The following is a 15,022-nucleotide window of genomic DNA, read 5'->3' on the forward strand; positions in this document are numbered from 1 at the left end:
CTATCATTAACCCATGCGTGCTGGGGCTCCAAATTATGAGAGGATTCCTCGGAGCAGCCGGCGGCGGGCAGAAGCAAATACCTCCAACTACCCGATTCTGGACAATTTATCACTATTTAATAGCATGATTTATCCATGGACCAACAAAACTGGCAGCATTCAAGATTATTGAAAAATGATTTTCTTTATCAACTATTTCAATTTCCTTGCTAGCTTCTTTGCCACTGTATTTTTGTGCGAACATAGTGACTTTTAATGGATCAAACGCCTCATCTTGCATTCCTATCCATAAGCCAAATTGTTGTATATCAGATAATTGTGTATCAGGTGAATGAGGGGTCACAGCGTTCGACATATTAACAGTGTTAAACGGTACAATTTCAGGATTATCTCTTAACACAGAATCTGGAAAATTGAATTTTACTGCCTTTGAGTGACCTGAAAATAAACCACCGCTCATAGAGTTAATTACAAAATCAGACGTTTTTACTATAGAAAACTCAAAGCGTTTATTCTCACCAGTATCGTAATTAGTTTCTGAACGATAACCAAAATATGGAGCGAGAAATACATAGCCATCAATCTCAGCTCTTTGATCCCAACTAGAATAATTAAGTGCTAAACCAGCACCACTTGAGTGACCACCAACAAATAGAGGAAGATTCGGGTATTTATCACGAGCAACGTTAACCATTGTATTAATGTCTAACCACACTTTTTCAACCTGTGGAGTATCACCTCTATTTCCTCCGGAACCTCCATGACCTCGTATGTCTGGCATATATACAGCAATATTAAAATTATCACGTAAATCTGCACCTATGTGATTGTAGCTAAGCCCGCTATGAGCACCTGCGCCATGATAAAAGATTAGAATTGCTTGGGCCTGTTTTGGCAGATAAGCGCGATAAGCCAAGGAAACATCATCACTTGCCTGTACATGATCAATAGGCTGCAATGATTTTTTAGGGGCATTTTTAATCTCAGCAAGTGAGAAAAATTCATTAGTACTTTGCTCATCAGAGCTAGCGTGCAAATGAGCTGAAAGGAAAGCAACTAGCAGCATTATCAAAGCTTTCATCGTTATGAGTTTAATGTTCATTAAATATTAGTTCCTTAAATAAAATATTTTCAAAGTTGGAATGTTTCTCCTCAGCTTGCTTTCGGAGCTAGCCCATCGAACGAGGAAACTATCTTTTCAATGAAACTTTCAGCTTGCATGGTACTCCCTTGTGATTGCTAACAACGAATCACTTGACAACTTAGCATTTCCTGGCGATTTTCACTCCATTAAATGTTTTAGCCTAATGATTTACGTCCTTGTAAATACGTTTATTCGTAGAGTTGATCTGTTGACTTTTTAAGACCTGCTTTTGGCAAAAACTGATCTGAAATAGTTAAAATTGAATGTAGATTATTTTTTAATTTTTCAAGTTCAATATCACCTGGCTTTATTGCCGTTTGTAATAAGTGAATCGCCATATCAGCTAATAGAATGCGCTGTTTCTCTAGCCAACCATTATCACCTTGGGTTGCGGGATTATTAAGATAACTACTTTCGATAGCACTATGTAAATCCCAACTAGTTTCTATTAATTTTTTTCGTTCTTCATTCTTCATAACTGACTGTCATAAAAAGCATAAAGCCTTGTAATATAAGTAATAAATAATTAATCATTGGTTTGCTGATTTAATAATAAACATATAACCACGTTAATAAATACCACGACAACTCTAGTGAATGAGCGTACAACTGTTTTCCGTATCGTTTATGAACTTAACTTATTGGCGAGTATTTTCACGCCAGCAACACCAAAAAACACCGCGAATGTCGATTCAAAAACTCTCCGCGATTTTATATAAACATGGCGTATTTTAGGAATTGAAAATAGCAATGCATAGCCGATAAAAATACCCGAGCTAGTTAAACCAATAGTGGCAATAACCTTTATGAGGTCAATGGTATTAACTTCTTTAGGTAGCCCCAAGGTATAGAGAGAACCAAAAAACAGCAGGGCTTTCGGATTTGACAAATGTATTAGGAGCCCTCGAATGTAGACTAATTTACATCCCGAAATAGCGTTAATATCTACTACAGCTTTTCTAACACTTAAAGCTGAACGCACTGACTTGTATGATAGATAGAGAAGATAGCATGCACCTAAATTTCGAAATGTTTCCATCAGCCAAGCATTCGCATACATCAGAGCTGCTAAACCAAAAGCAGCTGAAAATGACCAAAATAATGAGCCTGTTAACACCCCAGTCGCTAATGCTAGTCCATGTCCTCGGCCCTGATTCATCGACATACCTGAAATAGCCAGTGTTGCAGGACCAGGGCTAGCTGTGCCAATAAAAGTCGCAAGGCTTATTAACAAATAGTTTATTTCTTCCATAGAGCATCCACGTTTAGATAAAGGCATAGCCTTATTTAATTAATCGATTGTTAGGCCTATTAAGTCGCCCCCGCAAGTAATATGAATCTTGTTTCCATCAGGATCGCGAATATATGCTCCATACTCCATAGTAGCCAACGCCATAATGAGCTCTTTCATCGGGATCACCGTCATCGACACCACCATTTTGTAGTCCAGCAGCATACGATTTTTTAATTGAAACAATATCAGGAGCCAAAAAGGAAACCATCGCACCATTTCCCGGCGTTGCAACTTGTTTATTAAAGGGTTCGTAAACATAAAATCTGGGCAATGCGGCTTCTTTACTTAACCAACAACATGCTTTGGGACCGCCATCAGGTGTTACTTCACGCCGGATATATCCTAGCGGTAACAAAATACTACTGTAGAAGCATTCCGATTTAAGTAAATCATTTGTTCCAACAGTAATATGACTGAACATAATAAATTATCCCTATTCCAGAGTGTTTTGTTGTCTGATTTCGCAAGCAGCAAGCAAATAACAGAATAATAAAAGTATACAGGTCTGTCTACTTTTATTATTCTGTTATTTCCTATATTGATAACTATGTTAAATGAACAGAATGAAATTCGAATTATTGGCAGGTTTTGGTGCCACAATCGTTATAACTTGCTTGGCATATCTGCAAGCTTTTACCAGTGAAAATATGTGGTTAATGGCACCGTTTGGTGCTACAGCCGTTTTAGTGTTTGGTGTCCCAGACAGCCCCTTAGCCCGTGCAAAAAACGTTATTTTTGGTCACTTGATCACTACAGCTGTAGGACTTGTTTTCTTATATTTTTTTGGTGTAACTCCTATCACTTTAGGTGTAGCAACAGGCCTTGGGATATTTAGCATGCTAATAACAAAAACGACCCATCCACCGGCAGGCGCTAATCCAATGCTGGTAATGATGACTCACCAAACTTGGTTTTTCCTGATTAATCCCGTATTGGTCGGGGCTGTTTCAATCGTAGTTGTTGCGCATCTTTATAACCGCTTGAGAAAAATAAGCCTACTTAATACAAAATAAATTAGAAACTTGGTAAGTTAAGGCAAATTTTTTGTAAGCATTGCGCTTGGAGAACAATGAGTGAACTAAAGGTTCGAATCATTTCTGCAAGTAACTATCTGTTATAAAAATGAAAAGTGGGATTTTTATGTCGTATGAAATTTTAGTTGGCTTAGATATTTTAGATGAAGTGAAATACGAGGCTTATCGCGCAGCAATGAAGCCTATTTTAACATCCTATCTCGGGCATTTTGGCTATGATTTTAAGGTTTCAGAGGTTCTCATTGCCAAGGATGATAAAAGCATCAATCGGGTGTTTACCCTTAATTTCAAGAATAAAAATCGTATGGACGACTTTTTTACCGATGCACAATATCTAGAGGTTAAGCATAAATACTTTGAACATTCTGTAGGTGATGTAACAATTATTTCGAGCTACGAACAACTTGACGCGCAAGGGTAAGTACACCCACTGTTAACACTGATCAATGCATTTATAAGTTATTTTTAAGGACGAATTTTGAGTAAAAAAAGAGCTCACCTGGTCGAGATTGCCCTCGAAGTTTTTTATCAAAATGGTATCAATGCCACTGGCATTAATGCGGTGTTGGAAAAAGCAAAAATTTCCAAAAGGACCTTATATTCCCACTTTACCAGTAAAGATGAACTGATTTTAGCGACCATAAATTTAAGACATGAGCATTTTATGCAATGGCTAGTGTCGTTGATTCAAAATGCTGAAAGTCCAAAACAGGCAATAACTCAGATTTTTGTTGGGTTAGACGACTGGTTTAATGATAGAGCAACGGCTATTGGCCCCTTTCGAGGTTGTTACTTTATCAATACCAGTGTTGAGAGTGAGCTATTAAGCGAACCAATTGCAATTGCCTGTAAGAGCCATAAGGATGATGTTTACCAATTGCTGTTGAATATTGTGAAACCAATATGCACAGCGGATCAACAGGCAGAAAACCTTGCAGAGCAACTCTTGTTATTGAAAGAGGGAGCAATTGTTTCAGCTTTGGTCCAACATAAAAAAGATGCTATCAAACACGTTTTACCACTAATAAAACAACTGTTAGTGACGGATTAATCTCACAATAAATAACATCAAGGTTAATGCCCTAACCCTGTTTCGTTCAGCTTGCTTAAGTTACTCATTTAATTGTTTTTGTATTTTACCGTACAACAGCATTAAGTAAAAAAACTTCTGATAGTCAAATCGCTGTAATTTTGAAATAAGCCGCAACTCGTACTCCCGCTTCAGCACCTTGGAGAATGCCTAATATGGGATAATATGGGGGATTCTAAGATGTACTGGTCGCTAATGATATTATTAAATTGTATTTATTGAGGATTTATGAACGCAAAAGATATTAGTTTAGCAATATGCATAACCATGATTTGGGGGCTTAACTTTTCAATAATAAAAATAGGCTTGGACTCTCTTGACCCATTTATTTTGACCGGCATTAGATTTCTGTTATGTGCCATTCCACTGGTATTTTTTATAAAAAAACCTGATGTTTCCATGGTCTACGTGGCTTTATACGGAGTGTTGTTCGGCGTCGGCTTGTGGGGCATGGTCACTTTAGGGATCTATTTTGGGGTTTCTGCAGGGGTGGCTTCACTTGTGTTACAGATGAGTGCATTCTTAACCGTGATCATGGGAGTGTTTTTTTTGCAAGAAGAAGTCGATGCGATTAAAATCGTCGGATTCTTACTCGCCCTTGTGGGTATATTTTTTATCAGTAACCTAGACGATGGTTCGATTTCCTACCTAGGTTTAATATTGGTTAGTGTAGGTGCGTTTTCGTGGAGTATCACCAATGTTATTGTTAAAAAATCAGGTGTCACAAGAGTTTTTTCTTTTGTTATTTATTCGAGTCTTTTTTCTCCATTGCCACTGTTCTTAATTGCATATTTAACACAAGGTGAAAGTGTTTTTACAAATTTCATGCAAGATATTAATTATCAAGCGCTGTTTTCAGTCGCATTTCAAGTGTATCCAACAACGCTATTTGGTTATTGGGCTTGGAATTTATTAATTAAAAAACATAATATTTCCAACGTTGCGCCATTATCACTTTTGGTACCCATTTTTGGCTTGCTGGGGTCATTTATTATACTCGATGAATCTATCGGAACTGATAAAGTTATTGCCTGTGCATTGATAATCAGTGGTTTGTTGGTTAGCTCATTTAGCAACAGAGTAAAGCAATATTTCAACAAGGTTGTGGTTTAGACAGATTATGGAGTATTTATGAAAAAGATAGCATTAGTTACTGGCGGCAGTCGAGGGATCGGTGCGGCGACAGCAAAACTCCTCGCCAAGCAAGGTTTTAGCGTTTGTATCAATTTCATTAAAAGTAAAATTGAGGCGAATCGGGTGGTAGCCGAAATTCAAAGCCATGCTGAAAAATAGCCGTTTACAAAGACCACCAAGTAAATTCAACATAAATCCATTTGGACATCTGGAGAGATCAAATTGAATATAAAATTTTCATTTTTAGTATTAATGTGCATGTTTTTTTTAAACGCGTGTATGTCGACCGATGATAATGTGATTATTGATACTGGTATTAAAGCTACTTTACCAGAAACAATAGACGCCTACCTAAATACAAACCTGAGTTCTGATGAACCTGGAATTAGCATTTTGGTTAGAAAAAATGGGGAGTTGATATACAAGAACGCTAAAGGACTTGCTAATAAATCAAATCGTACCCCAATCAGTCATGAAACAGGATTTAGATTAGCATCTATTAGCAAACCTTTTGTTGCCCTAGTAATAATGCAATTTTATGAACAAAAATCATTATTACTGGATGATTCTATTTTATCTTTCTTACCCGAATTACCGCAGGCATGGCAAGAAATTACAATTCATCAGTTATTGACACACCGTTCAGGAATCCCCGACTTTTTAAATGATTTGCATCTTGAAAAAACAATCAATGATATTAACAATAAAGATGTACTCGATTACTTTGTTGGGAATAGTGAACTAGAATTTACTCCTGATAGTCAATCAAAGTACAGCAATAGTGGATATTTGTTATTAGCTGAAATTATAGAAAGAATCAGTGGTCAACGTTTTGAAGACTATATGATAAACAATTTTTTTATACAAAATGGTATGTTAAATAGTTACATCGCTGATGAATTTTCATTCCCAAATTCAACTGACGCCCTTAATTATGCAGAGAACTTTCAGCTATGGGGGATGAATATTTATACTAACGGAAGTGATGGTCAAATATCGTCTATTGACGATATGGATATCTTTGTTCAATCCCTATTAAGCAATTCAATCGTGTCAGCTGAAACATTAAATTTAATGAGAACGGTATATTCTAATCTTGAACAAGGTGATTATGGCTACGGTTTTTTTCGAGGGGCAAGGTTTGAAGACTCTTTTACAGCGGGCGGATCGATGGATAGTTTTAATTCAATACTTATTATAGAACCGGCAATAAAACTTGAATATATAGGCCTTAGTAATGGAGGAGAACTTACAGGTAATCATCTTAATAATATTTATGCGTTGATAAATCGTTTCTATCGGAACAACTAAATGAGTGTTCCGACAAAAATATCATAAGTGGATTAAGGAAATTATTACAACATACATTGAAGAGTTATTTCTGAAATGCTAAAAGAATCAAAATTACACATAAGCAGTAGTATTTCTTTTAACGACTTTAAAATAGAGTACATTTTTCTGGACCACTACAGACAGGCCTAATTGAACAACAGGTAGAGCAAATCTTTGTTTAGATAAATGAATATTTAAGCTACCAATCCATAAATATTTTTACCTAAAACAATAATCTTGCTCTTTTGTATCGACATTGATTACATATCCAAACTTATCTTTACCACATCTTGACCTTCCACTGCTGCTGGCACTGCACAGCATAACAACACTTCATTGCCTTCAAGAAGAAACGAATGTTCGCTTTGATAACAAACGATACCTTCACTCAATGTCACTTTACAAGCGCCACATTGACCACTTCGACAGCCAAACTCTGGCGTAAGACCATGATTTTCAGCAAAATATAATAACGAACCATCTTCTGGTGACCAAGCTTGTTCAACCTTTGACTGAGTAAATTCGATTATCGCCGCGGCAGCTTGAGGTGTTTGCATAAAGCCAGTACTGGCGATGTTAATTTCTCTAACTAATGACGCAGGTCCAAACTCTTCCGCATAGATCCGCTTATCAACAACACCTAGCTTGCGCAGCATGTCATACATATTTTGCATAAACCCTGCAGGACCACAGAGATAATAATCATAGTCATCCAAAGGCAACACTGACTGTAATAAAGAAGCCGAAATACGCCCACTGTGGTGAAAATCATGCCCTGGAATGGCAATATTGTCAGCTTGAGTTAATGCCCAGAAGGTATTGATATGGCCACCACTTAACTGGGAAATCTCGTTCAATTCATCAAAGAATGCCCGCTGTGCCATATTTTTCGCTGAAACAAAAATACTCATCGGCCGTATTGAGCGCGTTCTAATCCCGGTATTAAGCGCATCGCGTGCCATGGAGATCATCGGAGTTATGCCCACACCGCCAGCTAACAATACAGCTGGGCGCTGTTCATTGCTATCGAAGACAAAACCACCTCTTGGAGCTTTGGCAAAAAGTGTATCCCCTACTTTAAGCGTATTGTGAATGTAATTGGAAAAAACGCCATCAGGGTTACTCGATGTTGTTTGTTCGAGTTTGACACTAAGACGATATTCGGGGTCGGCAGGCGCACTAGATAATGTATAGGTACGAATATGCTCTTTGCCGCTGATATTCGCTTGAATGGTAAGAAACTGACCAGGTTGAAATTTAGGCAGCACGCCACTATCACTGGTCAAATAAACCGATTTAATTGACGAGCTTTCACTGACAATTTTGCTGATACGGTAGCTTAACCAACTGTCGCGTTGATTTACTGCATTTTGCTGTTGTTCAGCCTCACACCAAGTCCCTGTCAGCAGAATATTCTGTTAGTTTCCAGCGCAGTGGTAAGCCATTATTAATGCGTCGCCCTTGATGAATATGAAATTTCCATAAACGCTGTGCACCTTCAAAAAATTCGGTCTCTTCAGATTCCCATATCAATTCGACATGGCCCGTAAGAGTTAATAAGTCGCCACGTTCAAAATCGACAAACAATAGCCCAGCTTTGGGGTTTTCAATAAAGTTCCCAAAGGTATTAAAATGAAAATTCCCGACATAATCAGGGATGGTTAATGTGGTTTCATTATCTACCCTGATAAACCCTGGCTTGCCACCACGATGAGATACATCAGCGCCATTGCTCGGTGCATCACCGCCATCATCATGATGGCTAGCTACAAAAAAGGTATCGGCGTTTTCGATTAGCTGGCGTGCCCTATCATCAATGTTGCTCAGCATTTCAACACTTGACTTGGGCATCATTTCAGCTGGAATCTTTTCTAATTCGCGAATTTGAATATATTGTGGGCAATTGCCAAATGACTGGTTAACTGCAATTTTTATACTGTTTTCACCAACCGATGTGATTTTTGCAGCCAATCGATTTCTTCGGCGTGTAGTAAGTTCAATCCCCAACAAACCTAGTTTCACATTGGGTTTTAGTGAATCTGCTAGTGGGTCACCTTTGACTGGGGTGCTACGTATGTCCAGTGTCTTGGCATCTTGGCTCACCATAAAGCCGGGTTCACCAAATAACATAGATGCCCAAGGCCAGCCTTTATCATCTGCGTGGCCAACTAAAATAAACGGCAATTGTTGATAAAATGCTCGATGTTGATCGGGCATATGATCACGAACAACCCGTTTGCCAAATTGCTCCATCTTATCGCGCACGCCTAAACGTGATTGAATAGTTTGCTCGCCAGAATGAAAAGGTGACTGTGATGAGTTTTCTGATGTCATATTCAACCGACCTATTGTGCGCCCAACTTGGACGATATGCGTTATTAACTGTGAAGATACTGAGTGAACGGCCCTCTTCACAAACCATGTAATGTACAAAAAAACTATAATTGAGTGCTAAAAAAATGAACCCCGCCATAAATTACCATCGGCGAGTCATTGACAATAAGTTCAGCACTGGCGGCCATCACTGACATTAATCATGTTCTGCATAGTGGCATAGTCGATTTGTGCTAACACCTCTAACGGAAAAAAACCATAGTCCACCTCTGAAACAACAATGCGCTGACAAGCATTAACTCCTGAAAATTTACCGACATACCAATCTGTTACACGATTGATTAAGCCACCTAACAACACACTCTCTTTTAAAAATGATTTCATGATTTTTCTCAACAGTTTAGCATTCCGAGAAGTTTTACAAGTAACTTCTCGGAACACATTGGCTTAACTCATATCGCTTTAAGCTCTAAGGCCAACAGCACTGGTTACCATTGGCACAAAACCAGCTAGCGCTTCGATGCGAGCAAGCCAAGCATTAATATGTGGATAATTATCCAAAGACACATTGCCCTCAGGTGCATGGGCGATATAGGTATAATTAGCAATATCCGCAATCGTTGGCTTATCACCAACTAACCATGACTTTCCATTTAAATGTGCATCGATAAGTGTCAATATGCTATGAGAAGCGCTAATTGTGCTTACAGGATCCATTTTTGCACTGAACAAGGTTATTAGGCGTGCTGCTGCGGGTCCGGAAGCCACTCTGCCGGCGGCAACAGATAAAAAGCGTTGTACTTCAGCTGCGGCAACAAGGTTTTCAGGCAACCAGGTGCTGGTAGTGTCATATTTTTTAGCTAGATAAAATATGATTGCGTTTGAATCACTTAGTGTGACATCACCATCAACTAAAACCGGCACTTGGCCAAAAGTATTTTTGGCTAAAAAGTCAGCTTTTTTTTGCGCACCACTCATCAGATCTACATCGACAATATTAGCCTTTAACCCAAGAATGGATAAAAAAAACTCAACGCGATGCGCATGGCCTGAAAGTGGGTGACGGTATAAAGTAATGTTAGACATAATTTTTGCTCCTAGTTAGGTATTTTATTACAGTATGATAACGTTCAAATTGGCAATCTTTGTTGCCGATCCAGTGTTAAAACTTCTTCGAATCCTCCCATCGATATCTCATCAATGAATACCTGTGGAAAGTTTCTTGCTTTTGTACGGCAGCGCAGCTCTTGCATCCGATGAGGTTCGGCATACACATCGTAATAGCGATACGCTACTTGCTTTGAGTCAAATAACCGTTTGACCATCGAACAGTAGGCGCAACCTGGTCGTCCATAAATTTCTACTTTTGCCATTGTGTGTGCCATCAATTCTCTGCGCCTGCAGTAGCTTATGTTTCGCTGGTGACCATTATCATTTAAGTTGAATTGTTGATAAATAGTGATACCATTGAATAATTATCAATATGATGTTGACAGTAATGGATTCTTTAGATGGTTTAAAAACGGTAATTGCCGTGGTTGAAACGGGCTCATTTACTACAGCAAGTGAACGGTTGATGATCTCAAAAGCATTAGTCAGTAAATATGTGGGAGAGGTCGAAGACAAACTTGGCGTGCGATTATTCAATAGAACTACTCGCCGTTTAGCCTTAACAGATGCTGGCAAAACTTATTACGAACGAGCACTGCCTTTAGTCGAAGAATATGAGGAATTACTCGACTCAGTAACAGGTGAGCAATCTGCACCTAAAGGAAAACTAAAGATAAGTGTTCCGGTGACGTTTGGCGAAATGCAACTGTCACCTGTGATTAATAAATTTCTCACAACTTATCCTGATATTCAGGTGAACATACAATTAACCGATAGGCGCATTGATATGCTTGAAGAAGGTGTTGATGTGGTTATTCGTATTGGTGGGGTTGATGATTCAAATATGGTCGCGCGCCAAATAAACACCTACCCATTAATACTCTGTGCTTCTCCAGCTTACCTTGACCAACATGGATACCCTAAAACACCGAACGACATCACTAGCCACTCTTGTATTGTCGATAGTAATTTCCGCATTGGGAAACAATGGCCACTAGTCTCACCAAACGGCACAGTCGAAAGTATTGAAGTAACCACAAGAGTTTCGGCTAATAGCCCTAGAGCGGTAATGGAAATTGCGAAATCTGGTGGTGGAATAGCATTAATACCTGAGTTCATCGTGCAAGATACAATAGCACAGGGCTTGTTGGTTGAAGTATTGCCTGGCTATACCACTCTTGAGTTTGGTTTATTCGCGATATTCCCTCATAGGCGCTATTTGTCCAAAAAAATTCGTTGTTTTATTGATTTTATGATTGATGAGTTTTCAAGCTGATCCAAGTAATTCATTCACCTTCACACTATGGCAATGATCTGTTGCTTAGCAATTGCTTTATTGGCTCATACTTCGGTTTTGCATGGGGCAGCTCACTCAAGGTAACCGCAAGAGCTTCACCTATGATCCTACAGAACAGTTCATGAGCCTCTCGATTTCTAGCGCCGTTAAGACGACGAAAGATCTAATAGTGAAGATAATATACCCGAGCCGTCTTGTATGATCCGATTTTATGAAAAATAGGTTCGCTGCTATCAAAATTTTTTTAATCATTTACCAAAGTGTTGGCATTTCGCAAAATTAACTGATGTACAACATTATACTCCAAATGTGACACCTTTTTTACTTGACTACCACACGTAGTTCTTTCTGCGAGCAATGGGGTTATTTTAATCCAAGAGATCGAGAATGGCCTTTCTCTAAATGTTGTGGATCAAACAACAAAAGAGCTCAATATATGTCGACCTTTGCTACTCAAACGAATCGGCATTATGCGTACTTATTTTTCTCGGCGCAAAATCAGTGGCAAACTGACCAGTGTAGAAAGCGAACGTCTTGTACATTTTATACCTGTGGTCGATTCTGCAATCAAGCTAATGGGCGGTGATAGCAAAGGGCTATCAAAATGGCTTGTAGAGCCAACTTTAAATATGAATGATAAATTACCAGCTGGCTTAATATATACTGAAACTGGGGCTCTAGAGGTGATGCAATTGATAGAACTAACTCGTCATGGAGTATTCAGCTAATATTTGTGAGGCTTTGAGGCTTTGAGGCTTTGAGGCTTTGAGGCTTTTTAGCAAGTTGCTAGCCAACTTCTCTTCATTACTGAAATACAATAAAGCGGTACTATTCATCAATTCAGATCATTAACTTAGTCTAATTTCAAAACCTAAATTAAGCAGAAATGACAGTAATTATGATGAGACTCTAAATCTAGATAAGGTTCAATTTTGTATTATGGGCACCATTGGGTCAACGTTTGGTCACCGAGCACAAATACGCGAAGTTTAGATTTATCTATTTAAATGATAATAGAGAGAAATAAAAGCTAGAGAAGCTTGAAAAGACAAAGGCCTAGCATAAATGCTAGGCCTTCTAAATTTGGCAGGGGTGGCAAGACTCGAACTCGCAACCATCGGTTTTGGAGACCGCTGTTCTACCAATTGGAACTACACCCCTGTTGACGAGTGGCATTATGCAAAAACCACTGTGAAAGGTAAAGCACTTTTTCAACAAAAACGCCTAACTGGAGCATTTTCAGACAAGTTAGCTTGTATTAGCTAAATTATTTGAAAATTTATCCACACTCGGTTAAATCACAGCGATGTACTTCAAGAGTGATATGTTTTAATTGGCTAAAACGCTCACTTAGCTGTGACTTTAAGCTTAAGCTTTCAATATCCTCGTGAACAACAATTGATGCAATTAGCGCAAAGTCAGCAGAGTTAATACGCATTAAACGTAAATCTATAATATGTTTGTTATCTTGTTGTAGAAAAGCCTTTATATCCGCTTGTAAAGGGTTTGCTTGATTATCATCTAACAGCAATGGACTGGTATGCTTTATCAATCCCCACGCCCACTTAGAAATAATCAGAGCACCTACTATTCCCATAATAGGGTCTAACCAACTCCAGCCCATATATTTACCAAATAGCAATGCTACGATAGCCAATACGGAGGTCAGCGCATCGGCAAGCACATGCATGTACGCTGCAGTCAGATTGTGATCTTTGTGTTCATGATGGTCATGATGGTCATGATGGTCGTGATGGTCGTGATGGTCGTGATGGTCGTGATGGTCGTGATGGTCGTGATGGTCGTGATGGTCGTGATGGTCGTGATGGTCGTGATGGTCGTGATGGTCGTGAGTATGATGATCTTTTAATAAGAAAACACTAATTACATTGACTGTTAATCCAATTATAGCCACAAGAATAGCTTGTTCAAACTGAATAGCATGGGGATTAAATAGTCTCGAGACTGACTCGATTAACATCACAATTGCTACAAGACCTAACGCTATTGCACTGGTAAATCCTCCTAACACTCCAACTTTGCCAGTACCAAAGGTGAACTGTGGTGAATTAGCGTGCTTTCGAGCATAACGATAAGCAAACAATGTAATCATAAAAGCCGCGGCATGAGTTCCCATGTGCCAGCCATCAGCAAGTAAGGCCATTGAACCGTATACGGTACCAGCAACAATCTCCACAAGCATTGTGACGAGAGTTAAATACAACACATAGCGAGTGTTTTTCTCGCCATCGAAATTATGTTGCTGAAAGTTATTGGCTTGAGACCATTTGGTAGTTGAATGTGATGACATAAATAAAATGCTATAACAATAATTGGAATGTAACTCTGTTATAACCAGCTTTCCCTTATTCAACAAGTAGTAAGCTTCAAATATATGAGTTTTACTATAAATAATCTAAGCAGATCTATTAAAAGATACAGTATTGATAATCTCATAAGCAAAAATTAAAATTTGTAGGTAGATATGTGAAGATATTAATTTATGGTTGGCCTGACACAAGATTACTATTCAATCCTTACCAGTATTATTTAACTTAGCAAATTACAGGCATAAATAAGCCAGTTACATTAGTAACGGGCTTATTACTACTCTTTCGAGTAAATTAGGCGCCTGGAAATGACCTACTCTCACATGGGCATATCGGCCACACGACTTTCATGCTTAAATCTTAGACGTAAAAAAGCCCGTTGCATTAGCAACGGGCTTACCACTACTCTTTCGAGTAAATTAGGCGCCTGGAAATGACCTACTCTCACATGGGTATATCGGCCACACGACTTTCATGCTTAAATCTTAGACGTAAAAAAGCCCGTTACGTTAGTCACGAGCTTATCACTACTCTTGCGAGTAAATTTGGCGCCTGGAAATGACCTACTCTCACATGGGTATATCGGCCACACTAATACTATACTCAAATGACATGCTCAAATCTCAAACGTAAAAAAGCCCGCTACGTTAGTAACGGGCTTATCACTACTCTTTCGAGTAAATTAGGCGCCTGGAAATGACCTACTCTCGCATGGGGAGACCCCACACTACCATCGGCGATACTGTGTTTCACTTCTGAGTTCGGAATGGGATCAGGTGGTGCCACAGCTCTATGGTTTCCAGACAAATTTGGTTATCTAACGCCATTTAACTAGCATTAAATAATAATTCGAAAAGCTGATTGCTCATTAGAGCTTCTTGAGTTCGCACTGTCTAAGTGTCCCATCCTAACAACTAAGGTTA

At 38.8% G+C, this 15,022-nt stretch carries 17 protein-coding genes, 1 tRNA gene, 1 rRNA gene and 1 pseudogene; 8 read left to right on the forward strand and 12 right to left on the reverse strand.

What is annotated here, in order from left to right:
• Positions 1-112: 112 nt before the first annotated feature.
• From FJ709_RS15405 to FJ709_RS15420, 4 genes are all read right to left on the reverse strand, one after another.
• Positions 113-1,102 carry an alpha/beta hydrolase gene (locus FJ709_RS15405; protein ID WP_226410902.1) on the reverse strand — a complete coding sequence of 330 codons (990 nt, stop codon included), beginning with the start codon at positions 1,100-1,102 and terminating at the stop codon, positions 113-115.
• A 230-nt stretch (positions 1,103-1,332) separates the two neighbouring features.
• Complete coding sequence (locus tag FJ709_RS15410) at positions 1,333-1,620, reverse strand: hypothetical protein (protein ID WP_226410903.1); 288 nt, start codon at positions 1,618-1,620, stop codon at positions 1,333-1,335.
• Positions 1,621-1,769: 149 nt separating this feature from the next.
• Entirely contained in the window at positions 1,770-2,396 is a 627-nt protein-coding gene (locus FJ709_RS15415) for a LysE family translocator (protein ID WP_226410904.1), read from the reverse strand.
• Between the two features lie 97 nt (positions 2,397-2,493).
• Positions 2,494-2,859 carry a VOC family protein gene (locus FJ709_RS15420; protein ID WP_226410905.1) on the reverse strand — a complete coding sequence of 122 codons (366 nt, stop codon included), beginning with the start codon at positions 2,857-2,859 and terminating at the stop codon, positions 2,494-2,496.
• Between the two features lie 133 nt (positions 2,860-2,992).
• Between FJ709_RS15420 and FJ709_RS15425 the strand changes: the two genes are divergently transcribed.
• From FJ709_RS15425 to FJ709_RS15450, 6 genes are all read left to right on the forward strand, one after another.
• Entirely contained in the window at positions 2,993-3,451 is a 459-nt protein-coding gene (locus tag FJ709_RS15425) for an HPP family protein (RefSeq protein WP_226410906.1), read from the forward strand.
• A gap of 127 nt (positions 3,452-3,578) precedes the next feature.
• Positions 3,579-3,893: a DUF1330 domain-containing protein gene (locus FJ709_RS15430; protein WP_226410907.1), complete on the forward strand. Its 315-nt coding sequence runs from the start codon at positions 3,579-3,581 to the stop codon at positions 3,891-3,893.
• A gap of 57 nt (positions 3,894-3,950) precedes the next feature.
• On the forward strand, positions 3,951-4,523 hold the full coding sequence (locus FJ709_RS15435; RefSeq protein WP_226410908.1) for a TetR/AcrR family transcriptional regulator: 573 nt from the start codon (positions 3,951-3,953) through the stop codon (positions 4,521-4,523).
• Between the two features lie 267 nt (positions 4,524-4,790).
• Positions 4,791-5,675 carry an EamA family transporter gene (locus tag FJ709_RS15440; RefSeq protein WP_226410909.1) on the forward strand — a complete coding sequence of 295 codons (885 nt, stop codon included), beginning with the start codon at positions 4,791-4,793 and terminating at the stop codon, positions 5,673-5,675.
• 18 nt (positions 5,676-5,693) lie between these two features.
• On the forward strand, positions 5,694-5,855 hold the full coding sequence (locus FJ709_RS15445) for an SDR family NAD(P)-dependent oxidoreductase (protein WP_226410910.1): 162 nt from the start codon (positions 5,694-5,696) through the stop codon (positions 5,853-5,855).
• A 120-nt stretch (positions 5,856-5,975) separates the two neighbouring features.
• A complete protein-coding gene (locus FJ709_RS15450) occupies positions 5,976-7,007 on the forward strand; it encodes a serine hydrolase domain-containing protein (protein ID WP_226410911.1) in 1,032 nt (343 codons plus the stop codon).
• 281 nt (positions 7,008-7,288) lie between these two features.
• On the opposite strand, the gene FJ709_RS15455 is transcribed toward FJ709_RS15450, so the two are convergent.
• The 5 genes from FJ709_RS15455 to FJ709_RS15475 all read right to left on the reverse strand — a co-directional run bounded on the left by FJ709_RS15455 (position 7,289) and on the right by FJ709_RS15475 (position 10,735).
• Complete coding sequence (locus FJ709_RS15455) at positions 7,289-8,296, reverse strand: 2Fe-2S iron-sulfur cluster-binding protein (RefSeq protein WP_264177947.1); 1,008 nt, start codon at positions 8,294-8,296, stop codon at positions 7,289-7,291.
• A gap of 118 nt (positions 8,297-8,414) precedes the next feature.
• Entirely contained in the window at positions 8,415-9,362 is a 948-nt protein-coding gene (locus FJ709_RS15460; RefSeq protein WP_226410912.1) for a pyridoxamine 5'-phosphate oxidase family protein, read from the reverse strand.
• A gap of 171 nt (positions 9,363-9,533) precedes the next feature.
• Positions 9,534-9,746 carry a hypothetical protein gene (locus FJ709_RS15465; RefSeq protein WP_226410913.1) on the reverse strand — a complete coding sequence of 71 codons (213 nt, stop codon included), beginning with the start codon at positions 9,744-9,746 and terminating at the stop codon, positions 9,534-9,536.
• A 78-nt stretch (positions 9,747-9,824) separates the two neighbouring features.
• A complete protein-coding gene (locus FJ709_RS15470) occupies positions 9,825-10,448 on the reverse strand; it encodes a glutathione S-transferase (protein WP_226410914.1) in 624 nt (207 codons plus the stop codon).
• Between the two features lie 44 nt (positions 10,449-10,492).
• Complete coding sequence (locus tag FJ709_RS15475) at positions 10,493-10,735, reverse strand: glutaredoxin family protein (RefSeq protein ID WP_226410915.1); 243 nt, start codon at positions 10,733-10,735, stop codon at positions 10,493-10,495.
• A 125-nt stretch (positions 10,736-10,860) separates the two neighbouring features.
• Between FJ709_RS15475 and FJ709_RS15480 the strand changes: the two genes are divergently transcribed.
• A complete protein-coding gene (locus FJ709_RS15480; protein WP_226410916.1) occupies positions 10,861-11,748 on the forward strand; it encodes a LysR family transcriptional regulator in 888 nt (295 codons plus the stop codon).
• Positions 11,749-12,116: 368 nt separating this feature from the next.
• Positions 12,117-12,497: pseudogene (locus tag FJ709_RS15485) on the forward strand (hypothetical protein); the annotation flags it as partial.
• A gap of 356 nt (positions 12,498-12,853) precedes the next feature.
• Here FJ709_RS15485 and FJ709_RS15490 read toward each other — a convergent pair.
• The 3 genes from FJ709_RS15490 to rrf all read right to left on the reverse strand — a co-directional run bounded on the left by FJ709_RS15490 (position 12,854) and on the right by rrf (position 14,903).
• Positions 12,854-12,930 (reverse strand) — tRNA-Trp (locus FJ709_RS15490).
• A gap of 118 nt (positions 12,931-13,048) precedes the next feature.
• Positions 13,049-14,080 carry a cation diffusion facilitator family transporter gene (locus FJ709_RS15495; protein WP_226410917.1) on the reverse strand — a complete coding sequence of 344 codons (1,032 nt, stop codon included), beginning with the start codon at positions 14,078-14,080 and terminating at the stop codon, positions 13,049-13,051.
• A gap of 707 nt (positions 14,081-14,787) precedes the next feature.
• A 5S ribosomal RNA gene (gene rrf, locus FJ709_RS15500) occupies positions 14,788-14,903 on the reverse strand.
• Positions 14,904-15,022: the final 119 nt, after the last annotated feature.

It is taken from the genome of Shewanella glacialimarina (assembly GCF_020511155.1).
Classification (GTDB): domain Bacteria; phylum Pseudomonadota; class Gammaproteobacteria; order Enterobacterales; family Shewanellaceae; genus Shewanella; species Shewanella glacialimarina.